General features: G+C 53.3%; 18 protein-coding genes. 7 read left to right on the forward strand and 11 right to left on the reverse strand.

Annotated features, from left to right (window positions below; translation table 11 throughout):
- Positions 1–107: 107 nt before the first annotated feature.
- Together fumC and smpB are read right to left on the reverse strand one after the other, a co-directional pair.
- Positions 108–1,517: a class II fumarate hydratase gene (gene fumC, locus LKE08_RS09545; protein WP_324703988.1), complete on the reverse strand. Its 1,410-nt coding sequence runs from the start codon at positions 1,515–1,517 to the stop codon at positions 108–110.
- Positions 1,518–1,585: 68 nt separating this feature from the next.
- The gene (smpB, locus tag LKE08_RS09550) at positions 1,586–2,053 is read right to left on the reverse strand and encodes an SsrA-binding protein SmpB (protein ID WP_324703989.1); all 468 of its coding nucleotides are present in this window, start codon (positions 2,051–2,053) and stop codon (positions 1,586–1,588) included.
- Between the two features lie 176 nt (positions 2,054–2,229).
- On the opposite strand from smpB, the gene LKE08_RS09555 reads away from it, so the two are divergent.
- From LKE08_RS09555 to LKE08_RS09565, 3 genes are read left to right on the forward strand one after another with little or no spacing between them, the layout of a single operon-like run.
- The gene (locus tag LKE08_RS09555; RefSeq protein ID WP_324703990.1) at positions 2,230–3,093 is read left to right on the forward strand and encodes a Tab2/Atab2 family RNA-binding protein; all 864 of its coding nucleotides are present in this window, start codon (positions 2,230–2,232) and stop codon (positions 3,091–3,093) included.
- Positions 3,094–3,111: 18 nt separating this feature from the next.
- On the forward strand, positions 3,112–3,423 hold the full coding sequence (locus LKE08_RS09560; protein ID WP_324703991.1) for a DUF433 domain-containing protein: 312 nt from the start codon (positions 3,112–3,114) through the stop codon (positions 3,421–3,423).
- Positions 3,416–3,751, forward strand: coding sequence for a DUF5615 family PIN-like protein (locus LKE08_RS09565; RefSeq protein ID WP_324703992.1), 336 nt, complete (start codon positions 3,416–3,418; stop codon positions 3,749–3,751). The genes LKE08_RS09560 and LKE08_RS09565 overlap by 8 nt, the downstream gene beginning before the upstream one ends.
- Before the next feature lie 159 nt (positions 3,752–3,910).
- On the opposite strand, the gene LKE08_RS09570 is transcribed toward LKE08_RS09565, so the two are convergent.
- Positions 3,911–4,792 carry a DUF1036 domain-containing protein gene (locus LKE08_RS09570; protein WP_324703993.1) on the reverse strand — a complete coding sequence of 294 codons (882 nt, stop codon included), beginning with the start codon at positions 4,790–4,792 and terminating at the stop codon, positions 3,911–3,913.
- A gap of 275 nt (positions 4,793–5,067) precedes the next feature.
- Positions 5,068–8,058 carry an excinuclease ABC subunit UvrA gene (gene uvrA / locus LKE08_RS09575; RefSeq protein WP_324703994.1) on the reverse strand — a complete coding sequence of 997 codons (2,991 nt, stop codon included), beginning with the start codon at positions 8,056–8,058 and terminating at the stop codon, positions 5,068–5,070.
- 410 nt (positions 8,059–8,468) lie between these two features.
- Here uvrA and LKE08_RS09580 point away from each other — a divergent pair, with 410 nt between their 5' ends.
- Both LKE08_RS09580 and LKE08_RS09585 read left to right on the forward strand, forming a co-directional pair.
- The gene (locus LKE08_RS09580) at positions 8,469–9,725 is read left to right on the forward strand and encodes a uracil-xanthine permease family protein (protein ID WP_324703995.1); all 1,257 of its coding nucleotides are present in this window, start codon (positions 8,469–8,471) and stop codon (positions 9,723–9,725) included.
- Between the two features lie 443 nt (positions 9,726–10,168).
- Positions 10,169–10,729 (forward strand): transposase, encoded by a 561-nt coding sequence (locus LKE08_RS09585; RefSeq protein ID WP_324703996.1) that lies wholly within the window; start codon positions 10,169–10,171, stop codon positions 10,727–10,729.
- A gap of 349 nt (positions 10,730–11,078) precedes the next feature.
- On the opposite strand, the gene LKE08_RS09590 is transcribed toward LKE08_RS09585, so the two are convergent.
- From LKE08_RS09590 to speE, 5 genes are all read right to left on the reverse strand, one after another.
- The gene (locus LKE08_RS09590) at positions 11,079–12,401 is read right to left on the reverse strand and encodes a permease (RefSeq protein WP_324703997.1); all 1,323 of its coding nucleotides are present in this window, start codon (positions 12,399–12,401) and stop codon (positions 11,079–11,081) included.
- 52 nt (positions 12,402–12,453) lie between these two features.
- The gene (locus LKE08_RS09595; RefSeq protein ID WP_324703998.1) at positions 12,454–12,699 is read right to left on the reverse strand and encodes a thioredoxin family protein; all 246 of its coding nucleotides are present in this window, start codon (positions 12,697–12,699) and stop codon (positions 12,454–12,456) included.
- 187 nt (positions 12,700–12,886) lie between these two features.
- Entirely contained in the window at positions 12,887–13,291 is a 405-nt protein-coding gene (locus tag LKE08_RS09600) for a heavy metal-responsive transcriptional regulator (RefSeq protein WP_324703999.1), read from the reverse strand.
- 30 nt (positions 13,292–13,321) lie between these two features.
- The gene (locus LKE08_RS09605; RefSeq protein ID WP_324704000.1) at positions 13,322–14,389 is read right to left on the reverse strand and encodes a branched-chain amino acid aminotransferase; all 1,068 of its coding nucleotides are present in this window, start codon (positions 14,387–14,389) and stop codon (positions 13,322–13,324) included.
- A 138-nt stretch (positions 14,390–14,527) separates the two neighbouring features.
- Complete coding sequence (gene speE, locus LKE08_RS09610) at positions 14,528–15,469, reverse strand: polyamine aminopropyltransferase (RefSeq protein ID WP_324704001.1); 942 nt, start codon at positions 15,467–15,469, stop codon at positions 14,528–14,530.
- A 257-nt stretch (positions 15,470–15,726) separates the two neighbouring features.
- On the opposite strand from speE, the gene LKE08_RS09615 reads away from it, so the two are divergent.
- A complete protein-coding gene (locus LKE08_RS09615) occupies positions 15,727–16,533 on the forward strand; it encodes a class I SAM-dependent methyltransferase (RefSeq protein WP_324704002.1) in 807 nt (268 codons plus the stop codon).
- A 349-nt stretch (positions 16,534–16,882) separates the two neighbouring features.
- Here the strand turns inward: LKE08_RS09615 and LKE08_RS09620 are convergent, their stop codons facing one another.
- Positions 16,883–17,941 (reverse strand): transposase, encoded by a 1,059-nt coding sequence (locus tag LKE08_RS09620; RefSeq protein WP_324704003.1) that lies wholly within the window; start codon positions 17,939–17,941, stop codon positions 16,883–16,885.
- 45 nt (positions 17,942–17,986) lie between these two features.
- Between LKE08_RS09620 and tnpA the strand changes: the two genes are divergently transcribed.
- Complete coding sequence (tnpA, locus tag LKE08_RS09625; RefSeq protein ID WP_324704004.1) at positions 17,987–18,391, forward strand: IS200/IS605 family transposase; 405 nt, start codon at positions 17,987–17,989, stop codon at positions 18,389–18,391.
- 244 nt (positions 18,392–18,635) lie between these two features.
- Here tnpA and LKE08_RS09630 read toward each other — a convergent pair whose 3' ends face one another.
- Complete coding sequence (locus LKE08_RS09630) at positions 18,636–18,848, reverse strand: hypothetical protein (protein WP_324704005.1); 213 nt, start codon at positions 18,846–18,848, stop codon at positions 18,636–18,638.
- Positions 18,849–19,227: the final 379 nt, after the last annotated feature.

The following is a 19,227-nucleotide window of genomic DNA, read 5'->3' on the forward strand; positions in this document are numbered from 1 at the left end:
GACTGGCTCAAACACCCCAACTCCCCATCTGCGAAAATCTGCGAAATCTGCGGACTTATAGCTAGAGATGCGATCGCCCGACAGATTACCCCGGGCGATCGCACCCCCTAACCGTGGGGATGTGCCATCCGGGACGGAACCACAATTTCATCAAATTCCTCGGCGGAAATGTACCCCAAATCCACGCAAACCTGTTTCAGCGTCGAATTCTTCTCCAACGCGACGTGGGCGACTTCCGCCGCCTTATCATAGCCAATTTTCGGACTCAACGCCGTCACCAACATCAGCGACTCTTCCAAATACCCCTCAATTTTGCGCCGATTTGCCCGCAATCCCACCAACAGAAAATCGGTAAAATTATTGCAACTGTCCGACAAAATACTGACCGATTGCAGGAGGTTAAAAATCATCATCGGCTTAAACACATTCAACTCAAAATGACCCTGAGAACCCGCAACAGTAATTGCCATATCGTACCCCATCACCTGAGCCGCCACCATCGTCATCGCCTCGCACTGGGTGGGGTTGACCTTCCCCGGCATGATCGAAGAACCCGGCTCATTTTCCGGTAGAATTAATTCCCCCAAACCGCAGCGGGGGCCGCTGCCCAAAAAACGAATATCGTTGGCAATTTTCATCAGAGAACAGGCCAGAGTTTTCAACGCCCCACTCGCCATCACGATCGCATCGTGGGCGGCGATCGCGGCAAATTTATTGGGGGCAGAAACAAACGGCAAACCCGTCATTTCAGCAATGCGTTCCGCCACCCGTTCCGCGAACCCCGCCGGGGCATTCAAACCCGTCCCCACCGCCGTCCCACCGATCGCCAATTCGTACAGATCCGGCAACACCATTTCGATCCGTTTCAAATCCGCATCCAGTTGGGCGACATAGCCGGAAAACTCCTGTCCCAACGTCAAAGGAACGGCATCTTGCAGGTGCGTCCGGCCAATTTTTACGATGTCCGAAAATTCCTCCGATTTCTGCTGCAAAGCATCCCGCATTTTTCGCACTTTAGGAAGTAAGCGATCACTGAACGCCACCCCCGCCGCGATATGCATCGCCGTCGGAAATGTATCATTAGAAGATTGGGACATATTAACATCATCGTTGGGGTGGACGGGACTTTTGCTGCCCAATTCCCCCCCCGCAAACGCGATCGCCCGGTTGGCAATCACCTCATTCACATTCATGTTACACTGAGTGCCGCTTCCCGTCATCCACACCCGCAAAGGGAAATGATCCGCGAGTTTTCCCCCGATGACTTCATCGGCGGCACGCACCATCAATTCTGCTTTTTCCGGCGCCAATTTCCCCAACTCCTGGTTCGTCAGGGCGGCCGCTTTTTTGAGGATGCCGAACGCCGCGATCGCCTCGGTGGGAATCCGATCTTCTCCGATGGAAAAATAATGAAGCGATCGCTGGGTTTGCGCCCCCCAATAGCGATCGGCGGGAACCTCGATCGCCCCCATGCTGTCCCGTTCGATTCTCATTTGGGCATTGGTTTCATCATTCATCGCCACCACCTCTCCGAGTCTTTCACAACCGTTATCTTAACCCGAAGAATTACCGGCGATCGCAACCCTTAAAACTGTTTCAGAGCCCGCCGCATCGATCGCTCATCATCCCGGCGCCGGACGGTTTCCCGCTTATCGTGGAGTTTCTTACCTCGGGCCAGTCCGATCACCACCTTCACCCGCCCCCGCTTCAAATACATTTTCAGCGGCACCAAAGTCAGCCCCTTCTGTTCCACCTGTCCGATCAATTTGTTGATTTCCCGGCGGTGCAGCAACAGTTTCCGCGTCCGGCGGGGGTCGTGATTGAAAAAAGTACCCGTATTCTCATAGGGCGAAATGTGGACGTTGATCAGCCAAGCCTCTCCACCTCGCAGCAAGGCATAGCCATCCTGCAAGTTGACGCGCCCCGCCCGGATCGACTTCACCTCCGTACCTTTGAGTTCGATGCCGGCCTCGTAGGTGTCCAGGATCTCGTACAGATAGCGGGCTTTGCGGTTATCCGTGACAACCTTGTATCCGTTACTCTCTTTACTCATAACCCGTTATTTTAACACAAAGAATTGGGTGGGGGGAATTTTAGATTTGAGATTTTAGATTCTTTCCATCTTCTCCCCGCCTCCTCCGCCCCCCGACTCCCCACTTCCCACTCCCGACTCCCCAACGATATGGGACAATTGAAATTCGAGTTTGTACAACGAATTTTAAGATCGGCATGAAGGGAACGATTTGGGAACTGGATTTTTACAGCCGCCCCCTGCGGGACGACGAGGGAAAAAAGGTGTGGGAGGTGATCATCTGTGAAACCCCCCTGGACGTGCGCGATCGCGCCGAATCCCTGTTTCGCTACACGCAATTTTGCCCCAGCAACACGGTGAATTCGGGCTGGCTGCAGGGGGCCATCAAAGATGCGATCGCCCAGGCACCAGCCCCCCCGACCCGCATCCGCTTTTTCCGGCGTCCGATGGCGAACATGATCACGAAAGCCGCCCAGGAATTGGCCATCCCCGCCGCCGCCAGCCGCCGCACCTACACCCTGGTCCAGTGGTTGCGGGAACGCATGGAGAAGGTGTATCCCACCTATCCCAACTACCAGGAAAGTGCCAACCCCTCAGTGCAATTCATGACGGGCGAACCCAAACCCCTGCCGGACGCCCTCCAGGGGGATCGGTGGGCGATCGTTTCCCTGGAGGCGGGGGCCTTCGAGGAGATGCCGGAATGGGACATCGACTTCGGGGAAGCCTTCGGTTTACCGATGGTGGGGCTGTCCCCGGAAGATCGGGTTCCCGGTTTGATTATTTTCTCGTCCCGGGCTACCCCTCTGGCGGCCTGGATGTCCGGGTTGGAGTTGGCATCGTTGCGACTGGTGGAACAACCCCGCCCCTGTCTGGTTTTGGATACCGGAGAAAGCGAGAGTTGGATCGTAGCGAACCTCCCCGACGCCAACACCCAGGCGGAAGGGCGGGAATTTGAAACGGCGAAAAAAGCGGCCAAAAACGTGCATTTTCTCGCCATCCAATCCGACCCCAACTCGGAAGCCTTCGCGGGATTTTGGATGCTCCAGCAATTGGAATTTTAGAGGTTTGAATCTGTCATTATGGAAGTCACACTCAATCGGCTTATTGAAATCACGCCGGGGGTCCGAGGCGGAAAACCTCGAATTGCAGGGACTCGAATGACGGTCGCCGATATTGCCACCCTCTATTTGCGGATGGGTCAATCTCTGGATTTGATCGCCGGGAAATATAAGCTTCCTTTGGCTTCGGTTTATGCGGCGATGGCATATTATTACGATCGCCGCGATGAAATCGAACGGAGCATTCGAGAGGATGAATTGTTCGCAGACTCATTGCGGGATAATTATCCATCTCGGTTAAATGCAAAGCTGAAGGAGTTGCGCGGTGAGTGACCGCATTCGCTTTCATCTGGATGAAAATGTCGATCCAGATGTGGGATTGGCTTTGCGTCACCAGGGGATTGACGTGACGATGACTCGTGAAATGGGACTGCTGGGGCTCTCGGATGAAGCCCAGTTGACGTTTGCCCGCAACGAGGGACGAGTCATCGTCACCCATGACGCTGATTTTCTCAGGCTGGCTAGTCAAAGTTCGGATCATTGGGGGGTCGCCTATAGCAAAAAAAATACGCGATCGCTGGGTGAAATCATCCGCAGTTTGGCTTTAATTTACGAGGTGTTGAATCCCGACGAAATGCGGGGTTGGATCGAGTATTTATAGAAGCCAACGCCTGTTTGTGGGAAAATTTAATTCCCCAAATCGACATCATCGGCGATCGCGGGCGGGTGTTCTTCCAACACCTGTTTCAAATACATCCCGGTATAAGACAGACGTAGGGGCAACCTTATAGGGTTGCCCGAGATTCTCATTTAAAGGGAATTAGGGATTGCAACCTGAAAAGCCCGTTTGAGAAGCAATTGCTGCTCTAGCTGTACTCGGCAATCCGTCATAACTTTGACAAGCTTCGCGAATGTTGTTGGTGATTCTGCTATAAATGCTCGGACCGCCCCGATCGGAAAGGTGAACTTGGAGACGATTGACGAATTTTGCAATTTCCGGAGAAATATTTTGATCGCTACGTCCTCGCCGGTCGGAAGGGCAAGTATCCCACCGACCACAAGCGGTGGGAATATCTAAGTGTTGCGACACGAATAAAACATTTCCATCTCTGTCCAAACCGACAACGTTGACTGTCGCCCTTGTCCCCGAAGTATTAGAATTGCTGACAGCCCGACCTTCAATAACCAACAAACCACTTCGGTAGAGCGTCGCTTTTGCTCCTCCCCATCCTCCTCCTATATCATCGTAGCGTTCGACAACAACCTCCGGCGTTGTTTCAATTGGCGTTTCGCCCCGACAAGTCAAATTAACGTAGTACGAGCCATTGGAAGAGTCGGCGACAACCTTTCTCGGAGAATAGCTACGACCGCCCACAACTAATTCTGGCTGATCGTCCGCTCCCCACATTCTTGAACCGTCAGTGGACTCTGCATAGTAATAAAAGATGCGATTATTTGTCCGAGGCCCGTTTAAAATAGCTCGTTCACCCGCCGAAAACTCATACCAACCATTATCAATCCATTCACCCGAATCTGGATCTAACCAGGATACGGCAACTTTGATCGTGGCAGAATGACAGCCGTTAGAAAAGCCGATTCTATAATTATCTGCCCGAGCAGCAGAAGCAGCCAAGAAGGTACAAACAGTTGCCAAAGCCATACTGGCTGCCGTCTTACCCAATTGGCGGTGAGAGAGTTTCATAAGTCAATACCTCTCTGGATTTCAACTCAACTGTTTAACTACATATTCAATCCTTCCAGAGTGAAACAGGAAAAATACAGCAAGATTTTGAGTGCATCAAAAAAAATTTTTGTCAATAGAAATCAACATTTTTTTACATTAAATTACACTTCTTTACAGAAAGTCGAATCAAAATTGCGCGATCGCGGTTCGCGCACAGATTCCAAAATCCAACCCATGTACTGACGTTTATAGCCTCCAAAAAATATAGAGAATTATGGGAATCAATTTTCCGACTAATTCCCCAAATCGACATCATCGGCGATCGCGGGCGGATGTTCTTTCAACACCTGTTTCAAATACATCCCGGTATAAGAACTCGGATGATCTGCCACATCTTCCGGCGTTCCCGCAACGATCACTTCCCCGCCGCGATCGCCTCCTTCCGGTCCCAAATCCACCACCCAATCCGCGCAGCGAATCACATCTAAATTATGTTCGATCACGATAATCGAATTACCCTTATCCACCAACCGCTGCAACACATTTAACAACTGGTGAACGTCATAAAACGAGAGTCCCGTCGTCGGTTCGTCGATCAAATACAACGTCTTCCCCGTCGCCCGTTTGGACAATTCCGACGCCAATTTCACCCGCTGGGCTTCCCCGCCGGAAAGGGTGGGGGCCGGCTGTCCCAAATGGATATAACCCAAACCGACATCTAATAAAGTTTGCAAACGGGTGGCGGCGCGGGGGATATTTTTAAACACCTCCAACGCTTCCTCCACCGTCATATTCAACACGTCCGCAATGGAATAGCCCTTGTATTTCACCTGCAAGGTTTCCCGGTTGTATCTCGCCCCTTTGCACACCTCGCACTGGACGTAAACATCGGGGAGAAAATTCATTTCAATCACGTTCACGCCCTGCCCCCCGCAGGCTTCGCAGCGTCCGCCTTTGACATTAAAAGAAAACTGTCCCGGCTTGTATCCCCTCGCCTTCGCTTCGATGGTTTCCGCGAAGATCGCCCGGATGATATCGAATACCCCCGTATAGGTGGCGGGGTTCGATCGCGGCGTGCGTCCGATGGGGGATTGATCGATGACGATCGCCTTATCCAGCGCATCCAAGCCCTCAATTTTATCCAACTGTTTCGGAAACGGTACTTTTCTGCTAAAATGGTGTTGGAGGGAGGGATATAATAACTCGTTAATTAACGTCGATTTGCCCGAACCGGAAACGCCGGTGATGCAGACCAATTTCCCCAAAGGAAGTTCGACATCGATATGTTTCAGGTTATTTTGGCGGGCGTTTTTCAAAATTAGCGATCGCCCATTTCCCCCCCGACGTTCCGGGGGCGTTTGAATCTGCTTTCGCCCGGACAGATAGGCGCCCGTCAGGGATTTTTCCGCCTTTAACAGATTCTCCAAATCCCCCGCCGCGACAATTTCGCCCCCGTGAACGCCCGCCCCGGGGCCTATATCCACCAGCCAATCGGCGGCGCGGATGGTTTCTTCGTCATGTTCGACGACGATCAAAGTATTCCCCAAATCCCGCAATTTTGTCAACGTTTTTAACAGCCGTCCGTTGTCCCGCTGATGCAATCCGATGCTGGGTTCGTCCAAAACATACAAAACCCCCGTCAAACCGGCACCGATTTGAGTCGCCAACCGGATGCGTTGCGCCTCTCCCCCCGACAAAGTAGAAGCCGATCGCGATAATGTCAAATAATCCAATCCCACGTCAACCAAAAATTGCAATCTCGCCCGAATTTCCCTCAGCACTAAATCGGCAATTTGGGCTTGGCGATCGCTCAATTTCAACTGATTAATTCGATGCACGCAATCCCGGATCGAAACTTCCGTCAAATCGGTGATTCGGCACTGTCCCAGCCGCACCGAAAGCGCCTCCGGTTTCAGCCGTTGTCCTTGACAAACTTCACAAGCCTGGTCGATCAAATACTGTTCCATTTTCTGCTTTTGCAATTCGGAACTGGTATCGTTATATTGGCGCTGCAACATCGGAATTGCCCCGATGTAGGGGCGGTGATAACCCCGACTTTCCCGGTAGCGAGAATCCGTCTCGATCCAAATTGCTTCCTCACTGCCGTAGAGGAGGATATGTTGCTGTTTGGGGGTGAGTTTTTTCCAAGGCGTGGCGATATCGAATCCAAACGCCTGGGCGACACTGTGCAGCAGGGATAAATAGTAGGAATTATCTCTGTCCGACCAGGGCGCGATCGCGCTGTAAACCGGCTGTGAGGGGTCGGGAACCACCAATTCCGCCGCAAATGTCCGCAGGTGTCCCAGGCCGTGGCAGGCGGGACAGGCACCGTAGGGAGAGTTGAACGAAAACAGTCTGGGGGAGAGTTCTTCCATGACCGCCCCGTGTTCGGGGCAGGCGAAGTTTTCGGAAAAAACAAGTTGGTGGGTGTGGTGATTTTTTAAATAGGAATTGGCGGATTTTTCGGCAGCTTTCAGGGCGGTTCCCGATCGCGCTTCAGTGTGATCCAAAATTTCGATAACGGCGACACCCCCAGAATGGCGCAGGCAGGTGGTGAGGGAGTCCGCCAGCCGTTCTTGCAAACCGGGTTTGACAATCAGGCGATCGATGACAATTTCGATGGTGTGGGCGTGGTTTTTATCCAACTCGATCGCGTCGGAAAGTTCCAAAATTTCGCCGTCGATCCGGACTCTGACGAAGCCTTCCGAAGCCAAACTGGACAACAATTTGCGGTGGGTTCCTTTCTTGCCGCGAACCACCGGGGCGAGGATCAAAAACTTGGTGCGATCGGGAAGTTCCAGGACGCGATCGCACATTTCATCGACGGTTTGGGGGGCGATACTGCGATCGCAAATCGGACAATGGGGCTCTCCGGCCCGCCCGAATAATAATCGCAAATAATCGTAAATTTCCGTCACCGTCCCCACGGTGGATCGGGGGTTGTGGGAGGTAGATTTTTGGTCGATGGAAATAGCCGGACTCAACCCCTCGATCGCGTCAACGTCCGGCTTGTCCAACTGCCCCAAAAATTGGCGGGCGTAGGCGCTGAGGGACTCGACGTAGCGGCGCTGTCCCTCGGCGAAAATCGTGTCGAAGGCCAGGGACGACTTCCCGGAGCCCGACACGCCGGTAAACACGATCAGGCGATCGCGGGGAAGTTCCAGGTCGATATTTTTGAGGTTGTGCTGTCTCGCCCCCCGGATGCGGATGCTGTTCAGGCTGACAGGATGATGGCCATTGGGGGAGGTGGCGGGCAGATCGGAGAACTTGGCAGGTTTGCTCATTGGGGACGGCGCGATACACTCGTTACATATCTTAGCGTTACCGCCCCGGTTGCGGTTCCGTCGCCGGGTAGGGACTCGGGTCGCGATCGCTTGACAGGGCAACTCAAACCGCCATTATTAATAGAGATGAAACCCCAAAAATTAACCCATCTCGCCCAATGAGCGCCTTCAAAGTCCCCCTTTTCAAGGGGAATAATGGGGGTTCTTTACCGCCATTCCCATCCTCAGATCCCCCCCCGCCCCCATCCCCCCCAACCCCCCTTTGTAAGGGGGGAGATAAGGGGGAGCCATTGGGATTCAAAGTCCCCCTTATTAAGGGGGATTTAGGGGGATCGAATTTCACAGATTCAATCAAGAGATTCTATCGATTCTTCAATTTTATCACAATCAATCTTCGACAACCTCACCCTATGATCGACGAATCAACCTCCGACATTCAAGAACAGCAAGCCGAAAAAACCGCCTACAAATTTCATTGGCGGTACATCCCCCTCGGTGCCCAAATTCTATTTATCGCCTTCGGTGCCCTGGTTTTGATCCCAATTTTAACCGGATTAGATCCCAACGTCGCCCTATTTACCGCCGGACTCGGAACCCTCGTATTTCAACTGGTAACGGGCGGGAAAGTTCCCGTTTTTCTCGGGTCTTCCTTCGCCTTCATCGCCCCCATCCAACTGGGTATCAAACAATATGGAATTGCGGAAACTTTGTCCGGATTAGCAGCGGCCGGAATCCTTTATTTTCTACTCAGTGTTGCGATCGCCCTGCGGGGTTCCGGATTTTTGATGAGACTCCTGCCCCCCATCGTCACCAGTCCCGTGATCATGGTGATCGGACTGTCCCTCGCCCCCATCGCCATCGGCATGGCTTCCGAAGCCGGGGAAGGGTACGGAAAATGGGCAGCTTTGGCGGTTTCCGGCGCGGCACTTTTTGGAACCATGATGACCACATTATTCGGCCGGGGATGGTTGAGATTGGTTCCGATTTTGGTGGGGCTCAGTGCCGGTTATATCGTCGCATTTCCGCTGGGGATGGTTGACTTTTCTGGCATTGCCGAAGCGCCCTGGTTCGCGATACCGAAATTTACAACACCCGTATTTCACCTACCTTCAATTCTGTTTATTTTACCCGTGGCGATCGCCCCCGCGATCGAACATTTCGGCGATATCATCACCATCGGCGCCGTCGCCAAAAAAGACTATTTCCGAGATCCGGGAATCCACAGAACCCTCCTCGGAGACGGTTTGGCGACCAGTCTGGCGGCGTTTTTCGGCGGGCCGCCCAACACCACCTACTCGGAAGTGACCGGGGCCGTCGCCCTGACAAGAATTTTCAACCCCGGCGTGATGACGTGGGCGGCGATCCTGGCGATATTATTAGCTTTCGTGGGCAAACTGGGGGCATTTTTGCGGTCAATTCCCGTCCCGGCGATGGGGGGGATTTTGGTGATTTTATTCGGTACGATTGTGGTAGTGGGAATCAACAGTCTCGTCCGTTCGGGGGAGGATTTGATGAAACCCCGAAATCTGGCGATCGTCGCCGTTATCCTGGTTTTTGGGGTGGGCGGAATGGCGATCGAAGCCGGAAAATTTGCCTTGGAAGGGATCGGTTTTTCGGGGGTTTTCGGCCTATTGTTAAATTGGATTTTACCCGAAGATTTGGAGTGATATCGTAGGGGCGCAAGGCACGGCGCCCATTTCAGTTTTTGTTAATTCCCGTGCAGTGTCGGGGTGCGATCGCGTCGGGAAGGCGATCGTATCGAGGGCGAATGCCATTCGCCCCTACAAAACGCCCAATTCATATCGTAGGGGCGCAAGGCACGGCGCCCATTTCAGTTTTTGTTAATTCCCGGGCGGTGTCGGGGTGCGATCGTGTCGGGGGCGAATGCCATTCGCCCCTACAAAACGCCCAATTCATATCGTAGGGGCGCAAGGCTTGCGCCCATTTCAGTTTTTGTTAATTCCCGGGCGGTTTCGGGGTGCGATCGCGTCGGGGGTGCGATCGCGTCGGGGAGGCGATCGCGTCGGGGAGGCGATCGTATCGAGGGCGAATGCCATTCGCCCCTACAGGATGTAAAATTAATTGGGATGATTGATTGACATTGATAAAAATGAATTATCATCCCGATCGCCACCATCGCCGTTCGATTCGCCTGCCCGGATATGATTATTCCCAGTCGGGTTGGTATTTTGTCACAATTTGCTCGTATAAAAAACAGTGCATATTTGGGGATATTAAAGTTGGAAAAATTTGTCTAAACTATATCGGCACTATCGTTCGGGAAGAATGGTTGAAATCGGCTCAGATGCGCCAAGAGGTTGAATTGGATGAATGGATTATTATGCCGAATCACATACATGGAATTGTGGTGATTGTCAACGGCGATCTTGACACCAATGGGGCGCAAGCCTTGCGCTCCTACAAAAAGCCGCGATCGCTCTCATCATTTATCGGTGGCTTCAAATCGTCTGTCACCAAAAGAATTAAAGAATTTAGTCAACAACCCAGTCCTCCGGTATGGCAACGAAATTACTATGAATCAATTGTGCGAAATGAACGGCACTTAAATCAAATTCGGCAATATATTATTGACAATCCACAAAAATGGGATGAAGATCCTGAAAAACCCCAAAATCAATCTCAAGACATATTTATCGATTTATTATTTTAATACGGTGTGATCGCTCTATGTAGGGGCGCAAGGCTTGCGCCCATTTCAGTTTTCGTTAATTCCCGGGCGGCGTCGGGGGGCGATCGCGTCGGGAAGGCGATCGCGTCGGGAAGGCGATCGTATCGAGGGCGAATGCCATTCGCCCCTACAAAACGCCCAATTCATATGGTAGGGGCGCAAGGCTTGCGCCCATTTCAGTTTTTGTTAATTCCCGGGCGGTGTCGGGGTGCGATCGCGTCGGGAAGGCGATCGTATCGGGGAGGCGATCGCGTCGAGGGCGAATGCCATTCGCCCCTACAAAACGCCCAATTTATATCGTAGGGGCGCAAGGCACGGCGCCCATTTCCAATTAAACGATCGCCCCATAAATAATGCCGCTCAATGCCGCCATCACCACCACCAACGCCACAAATACGGCGGTTTTTTTCGTGCCGATAATGCTGCGAATCACCAGCATATTGGGGAGGGATAAAGCCGGACCCGCCAGCAACAGCGCCAGGGCGGGTCCTTGCCCCATGCCGTTGCCGATCAACCCCTGCAAAATGGGGACTTCCGTCAACGTCGCGAAGTACATGAACGCACCGGCGATCGCGGCGAAAAAATTGGCGAAAATTGAATTGCCACCCACGGCCAAAACCACCCATTCCGAGGGGATCAACGCCTCTTCTCCCGGACGCCCCAACAGCGCCCCCGCAATCAATACCCCCATCAATAATAAAGGCAAAATTTGTTTGGCATAATCCCAGGAAGACTCGAACCATTCCCCGGCTTCATTTTTGTCGGTACTCGTCAGCCAAGAGAACCCGACGAGGGCGAAGCTGAAGGGGACGAGGGGCTGTTCTTGAAACTGCCAAGACAGTACCGCCGTCACAATTGAAATTAAGAAGACTTTGCCGGGATTGAGATGCAACCAGGCGATCAGAATAGCAGCCAAAGCGATGCCGAAGAATCCGGTTATCCACCATTTCAAGGAATAGATAACGAACCAAAAACCGGCTGCCACATCGGGTTGCGCCCAGTTGGAAAACACCAGAATGCCGACGAGAACGGCAAAAAATAGGGCATTTTGCCACAGGGGGCGGGTGTCGTCTTCGTCGGGCAATGCGGCGGCGGGGTTGACTTTTTCGAGTTCTTCGGTGCGGAAAATCCACTGCATCGCCAAGCCGATAACAATGCTAAAACCGATCGCCCCCACTGCCCGGGCAATGCCGATTTGCAAGCCCAAAACTCGGGCGGTGAGAATCATCGCCAGAACGTTGATCGCCGGACCCGAATACAAAAAAGCCATCGCCGGCCCCAAACCCGCCCCCATGCGGTAAATTCCGGCAAATAGGGGCAGAACTGTACAGGAACAGACAGCCAAAATTGTCCCGGATACGGAGGCGACACCGTAGGCGAGGAACGGATTGGCTTTTGCCCCCAGGTATTTGATGACGGAATCTTGGCTGATAAAAACCGCGATCGCACCCGCAATAAAAAAGGCGGGAATCAGACACAATAAAACGTGTTCCTGGGCGTACCACCGCACCAAATACAGGGCTTCCCAGAAGGCGTTTTGCAGCCGTTCGGACTGTTTGAGGGCTTCTATCGGCAGGTAAAAGCACAGTAAAAACGCGACGACAATCAGGGCGAGAGGCTTCCACTGGTCCCGCCAAAAGGGTGAAATTTGCATGGTCGTTTCTCCTCGAATTTTGCCGGGGCGATCGCTTCCAAAAGACTCTAAATTAAGAATTGATGTGGGATTGAATTTGTTCGGGGGTGAGGAGTTTCCCCTGACTCACCACGACGTTATCGACGACGAGGGCGGGGGTTTTCATAACCCCCCGTTCGGCGATTTTCAGCGGTTCGGTGATGTGTACCACCTCCGCCTCCAGGTTCAGGGCGGCGATCGCTTCTTTGGCGTTGGCTTCGAGTTGGTGGCACTTTTTGCAACCGGTTCCCAATACTTCGATTTTGACGGAACTCATCATCCGATTTCTCCCAAATGAGAACTGACACCGATCAGTTTAATCCCTATACCTAGGTATAATGTCAAGGGGGCGGGGAATTTTAGAGTTTAGATTGTCGGGGCCCCTGGCTTGCGCCCTGATGTGAGATTCTCCTCCGCCTCCTCTGCCCCTGGAACCCCTCCAGCCATTTTAATGAAACGGCTTTGACTCAAGGGGGGTCGGATTTCCACTCGTCCAAGACGACACATTCTCGGGGGGAATCGATCTGGTCTTGACACCGTTGGACGAGGGGCGACAACTCGTCGTGGAACGCCTGCAATTGGTCGATTTTTTCGCGAATTTCTGTCAATTTTTCATGCAAGCGATCGTAGACCGCCTGACAGGTGAGCGATCGCCCATCTTTCAACTCCAAAATTTCTCGGATTTCCTCCAACGTCAACCCCAAGGATTTGACCCGGAGAATGAAGGCGAGACGCCCCACATCTTCCTCGGAAAAAAGGCGATAACCGGCCTCCGTGCGTCGGGGAGACGGAATCAACCCTTTCCGTTCGTAAAAATAGATCGTCTGCGGATTGACACCCAGGCGGCGGGCGACTTCACTGATTTGAAACATGAGTTATCCCATCGCCCCCCGACTCCCAATTCAAACCCGATCAATCCAACCGTGCGGATCTTCGCACTTGCCAGTTTTGATGTCTTCCAATGCCTGCAAAACTCGGTTGCCGAGTTTGCGTTCCGTCACCGGAGGTAAAATCAGATCCCGGCCCTGATATCCGATGGTGGAAATGTGGGCGATGGTGGCGGCGGTCCCCATGCCGAAAGCCTCCGTCAAAGTGCCGCTCCCGCAGGCTTCGGCAACTTCGTCGATCGCGATCGCCCGTTCCTCGACGGGAATACCCCAATCCCGAAATAAAGTCAGCACGCTGTCGCGGGTAATCCCGGCCAAAATCGTCCCAGTGAGTTTGGGGGTAACGACCACGCCATCGATGACAAACGCCAGATTCATCGTCCCACATTCTTCGATATACTTGCGGTGGATGCCGTCGAGCCAAATCACGTTGTCGTATCCCTTCGCCTTCGCCTCGCGATCGGCCAGCAGGCTCGCCGCGTAGTTTCCGGCGACTTTTGCCGCCCCCGTCCCCCCTTCAAACGCCCGGACATATTGATCCGTGACGATCAATTTGACCGGGTGGGAATAGTAGGCCCCGACCGGACAGGTGAGAATCACAAATTTGTAAGAGTCGGACGGTTTCAAGCCGACGGATTCATCCGTGGCAAAATAGACGGGGCGGATGTACAAAACGCTGCCCTTTTTATTGGGAATCCAGTCCGCATCCAACCGGATCAACGCCGCCAACCCGTCCATAAAAACCGATTCGTCAATCGGGGGCATACAGAGGCGATCGGCGGACTGATTGATCCGTTTGAAGTTGTCGCGGGGTCTGAACAACAGCGGTTCCCCCGCCCCACTCTTATAGGCTTTCATCCCCTCAAAAATCGCCTGCCCGTAGTGGAGGGCGGAGCTGGCCGGCGACAGTTCCAGCGGACCGTAGGGGACGATTTTCACATCCCGCCACTTTCCCTCAGCGTAGGTCGCCGTCAGCATATGATCGCCAAAAATTTTCCCGAAGGGAATCTCGTCCCGGTCGAGTTCGCGGAGGCGGGAATTTGGCGTTTTTTCAATGGGGATCTGGGGCGGCTGAGTTTCCATCTGAGTCTGAGGTCTGGCAATGCGATCGTTCGCTCTCTAGCATACCGCTTTTTGGGGCGGTATTCGGGAGTCGGTATTCGGGAGTCGGGGGATCGTTTTCCCGGGATCTCCCCGGAGTCTCCTCTCCCCCCACCCCAATTAGTTGCCTTTTCCTTTCCCGAAGAACTTGGGCGGTTCGGAAAGGGTGTAGACTTGGGTTTCGGCCGCGATCGCTTCCCGCAGGTGTCGGGGAATTTGAAATAACCCCAGCAGGGTGATGCCGTCGAACATTTTCATTTTCCCCGTGGTGTGCTGCTCGAGGAGGCGGTCGGTCGTCTCCGGCTGCGGATAGGGGTCGATGGGTTGTCCGGAGGCGAGGGCGAATCCCCAGGGGGCGCCGTAGGTGGAGATAAAACTGCCGTAGGATTGCACGTGGGGAAAAACCGCTTTGACGGTATTCACGATGCGGACGTGGAGGTGGAAATTTCCGGGGGCGACCGGTCCGGCTTGGATCACGAATGCCCCGTCCTCGGCGAGGACGCGGCGGATCTTTTCAAAATACTCCTTCGTGAACAGTTTGAAGGACGGACCCTCCTCGATGGGATCGGAGAGGTCGGAAATAATCACATCCCAAGTTTGTTCGGTGTTGTCGAGATATTCCAACGCATCCCCCACCACCAACTCGGTGCGCGGGTCGTCGAAGGCGCCCTGGTGCATTTCGGGCAGGTATTGCCGGCAAGCTTCCACCACGTCGCCGTCAATGTCGATCATGACGACCCTCTCGACGGTGTTCCAACGCAGCACTTCCCGGATGGTCGCCCCCTCGCCGCCGCCGAGCACGAGCACCTTCTGCGGGTGGCCCTGGGCGATCATCGCCGGGTGGACCAGGGGTTCGTGGTACAGAAATTCGTCCCCCGTACAGGACTGCCACTTGCCGTCTAGGACGAGGGCTTTGCCGTAGGCGCCCGTTTCGACGATGTACATTTCCTGATAGGGGGTCTTTTGGTGGGCGAGGACGTCGGTCACGCCGTGGGCGTAGATGTCCCAAGGGGTGATGTACTCCGTCATCCAAAAATCAGCCTGAACTTCGCTGCCGGCCATGAAACATCCTCCTGGATCGCCTGTCGATCCGAGTTTTGGGAACGATCTGTAGTTTTTAACACAGAATGGGCTGGCGTGGGAAGAATTGACAATTGACAATTGACAATTGACAATTGACAATTGACAATTAATTTGGAATTCTTGCCTCCCCCCCATCGGGATTGAAGCCTAAACTTTCCTAAAATTTTAGGGTTCGCGATCGCCTTCATGCAGGATACTGAAAGAAAGACAACCCATGTCCTGTCTCGGAAACCCGAATGAAGACAAATACCAAGGATTACCTACCGAGCCCGTCCCGCGATCGCTGGGATGCCATGTTTTATGACCGGCATCACGGCTATGTTTCCAACTTGGGGAAAGACTTGCTGGAGTTGCTCGATCCGAAAACGGGAGAACACATCCTCGATCTCGGTTGCGGAACCGGTCATCTTACCTATCGAATTACGGAGAGCGGTGCCCAAGTCGTCGGCATCGATCGCGCGACGACGATGATCGAGGCGGCGAGTCGAACTTATCCGCAGGTCAATTTTGAAGTGGGAAATGCGGAAAATTTGGAGTGGATCGAACAGTTCGAGGCCGTTTTTTCCAACGCCGTCTTACATTGGGTCAAACCGCCCGAACCGGTCATCGAAAAAGTTTGGTCCGCTTTGAAACCCGGAGGACGTTTTGTGGCGGAATTTGGCGGGCGAGGAAATGTGCGGGCGATCGTGGCGGGGCTGTGCGAAGCCTTGGACGAGGCGGGATATCCGGAAAATAAAACCCTCAACCCCTGGTATTTTCCCGGCATCGTCGAATATGGGACGCTCTTGGAAAATCGCGGATTTCAACTCAGGATGGCCCAACTCTTCGATCGCCCCACCCCCCTCGACGACGGCAGAAACGGGCTGAGAAATTGGCTGGAAATGTTTGCGGGTCAATTCTTTCAATCGATCCCGGCCGCCGAAAAACGCGCCATTATCAACCGGGTCGAAACCCAACTCTCTCCCCAACTCTACCGCCACGGAACCTGGATGGCGGACTATCGCCGCATTCGCATCGTGGCGGTGAAGCCGGAATGCGGTTGACTCGGACTCGCCTGGGGGAGGCACAGGGGCACAGGGGCACAGGGGCACAGGGGCAGGGGAGGAAAATCCTATAGCATTGACTACTCCCCGCGAAGACAGCGACGGGGATTCCCCGGAGGGATTACAGCACTTCTGAGTTAGGATCGACACACCAGGAAGATCCCAAATTCTCAGACGCCTAGGCGAAGTCAAAACGCCTCTTGCGGGGATGCCTTGCATCCCCGTTACTTTTGCTTTGCGACCGATATTCCACGCCCCGTTGCAGTCGGCATTGACCTCAACGCCAGCAGCAGAGCGATAGGTTCCGCGCCGAATGCGCCTGCCTGAAGCCTTCCAACCCTCGGGTTTTTCACGCCAAGACGGGGATGACATCAAGATCTAGCGCTGACGCTTGCGATGTATAGCTTTCCTCCTGTTCAACGAACAAAATGCCGTGGGTCTCACAAAGCTGGGCTATGCGGTTTTTTAGCTTTGCCGTAGGAATCTGGACAAACATTTGGTTGGTTTTGCAGCCCATATTGGCTCCGTCCTTTTGCCTCTGATTCCAGCCAAAGACCACAGTGCCGATGCCATGATTCAGGCAGTGATTGACCACCAGCCGAGCAGCTTTGTTGACGGCATCCCGCATCTGGCGATTACGCTTGCCCGTGAGCTGATCTAGCAACCTGCACCAAAAGGCATGAGGCTTTCCCTCTTTGATGGTGGCGACCCGTTTGTTGTAGAACTGGTTGAGCGCTTTCAGGTGCTTGCCATCCACAATAAAGCTATGCCCCTTGCTGTCTACACAGGTCAGCCAGTTATCAATGCCATGGTCAATAGCCAGCGACTTCTCGGGGTCTAGGGCAACAGGTGCAACTAGCTTCCCAGCACATACCCAAACCGCATCAAAATAACCAGCCCTGGGCACAATCTGAAGCTCTCTAACCTCGGCCCAATCAAGATTGCTAGGGAAGGGTACAAAGATCTCGGGCAGGTCAAACCAGACCTTGCAGGCGGTTCCCATCGGTACTCGGACTTGACCATCAACCAACTTGAGCCAGCGCCTAGGGTAGCTAATCTGAAACATACCGCCAGACTTGCGGTAATTGGGTGGCTTCGGCTTTTCAGTCAGCCCACCGCTGCGCCATAACTTCAGTAGCTCACGGTAGCCCTTGAACGCCTCACCCACGCTGATACAGGTTTGCTGTGCAGCGCTGATATAGAGCGCTTTCATGTGGGCGTTGTGCTTCATCTGGCTCGATAGCCAGCGCCCATTCGAGAATTTACCTGCCTTGAAATACAACTGCCTAGCCAGGTAAACCGTGCAGTTGTAGAGGTTATTTGAAGCCGTGCAAAGATACTCCAGTGCGGCCATCAGGGGAGGGTCGTCAGGGAGTTGATTGACTTGTGCGTCAAAGGTTTTACGCATAAAACAAGTATACTAGAATTGTCGATAAATGGGTAGCCTTCAACAATGCGAGATGAGTCAATCAACTACCGCCACGGCAACCACTCGGTAGGGCTGGCCCATGTTCACCTGGTCTGGATTCCGAAAAGGCGGAAGAAGGTTTTGGTCGGCAACGTCAAGATGAGGCTTGCCGCGATACTGAATGAGGTTGCCCTAGAAAATGACTGGCTGGTCAAGGCTCTGGAAATAGCCCCTGACCACGTTCACGTCCTGGTAGAGCACGGCTCTCAGGTCGCCATTCACCAAATAGTCAAAGCTATGAAGGGGCGTTCATCTAGGCTGCTCAGGCAGGAGTTCCCTCACCTCTGCAAGCTACCTTCATTGTGGACTCGGTCGTATTACTACGAAGCTACAGGGAAAGTCAGCACGGCTAAGGTGACAGCTTACATTAACGACCCTCACCATTCCTGATGGCGGCTAAAGCCGCCGTGTCGCTTTTCCGCCCCGCTCTAAAGAGACGGGGCTACCAATCTCCCGAGTTTTTATCGTGTGAAACGATTCGCAAAAATTAGATCCGCTCAAAGCCCCCAGGATTGGGGGTTTGGGGGCGAGAAAATTGACAAATGGTTTCCGATTGCTAGATCTGTGTTCTTCCTCGGCTTCCCCCGCTTCCCTCGCGCCCTCCGCTTCCTCCGCTTCCCCCCACCCCGACCGGTCAGGATGGTAGGTCGGGAAAATCGGGAATCACCCACTTGGGCGGTTCCGTCCGCTTTTTGCGAACAGCTTCGTCGGCAATCTCGAGTATCTGGTCGAGAGATGTGTTGTCAATAAAATTAGATGTCGATTCGACATATTCCCGATGGGGGCATTTATCCCCCAAAATGCAGCCCTCTTTGCAGGCTTCGGCACAGTTGATGGTCGTTTCCACAATCGTCTCCTCTCTCAAGTTCGACAAACTTTTGACAAATCCCAGCGTCAAAATTGGGTCTGCTTTCAGAAATTGTAATACTCTCACCCAAAATTAACTACCCGACCCGGCCGCAGCCCCGGTGCGATAGAATTGGAGCATTGGTGCGATTCGTTCGGGAATGAAATAGGACTGAAATACCCGAAATAACTTCCTGGTAAGGCTTCCATCCCTCTGGATGGATACAAGGGACACACCCCTGACCAGCCTTATAACTGTCTGTATGTTCCGAAGTTTGGTATCACAAGACACCAAATGAGGTAGGAACTCTCAGGGTCAAAGAGAAAGTTGGAGAATTTTAACAATTCTTAACAATCTCTGAGAGAGGAGGCGATAGCCA

It is taken from the genome of Lyngbya sp. CCY1209, assembly GCF_035615495.1.
GTDB lineage: Bacteria > Cyanobacteriota > Cyanobacteriia > Cyanobacteriales > Microcoleaceae > Limnospira.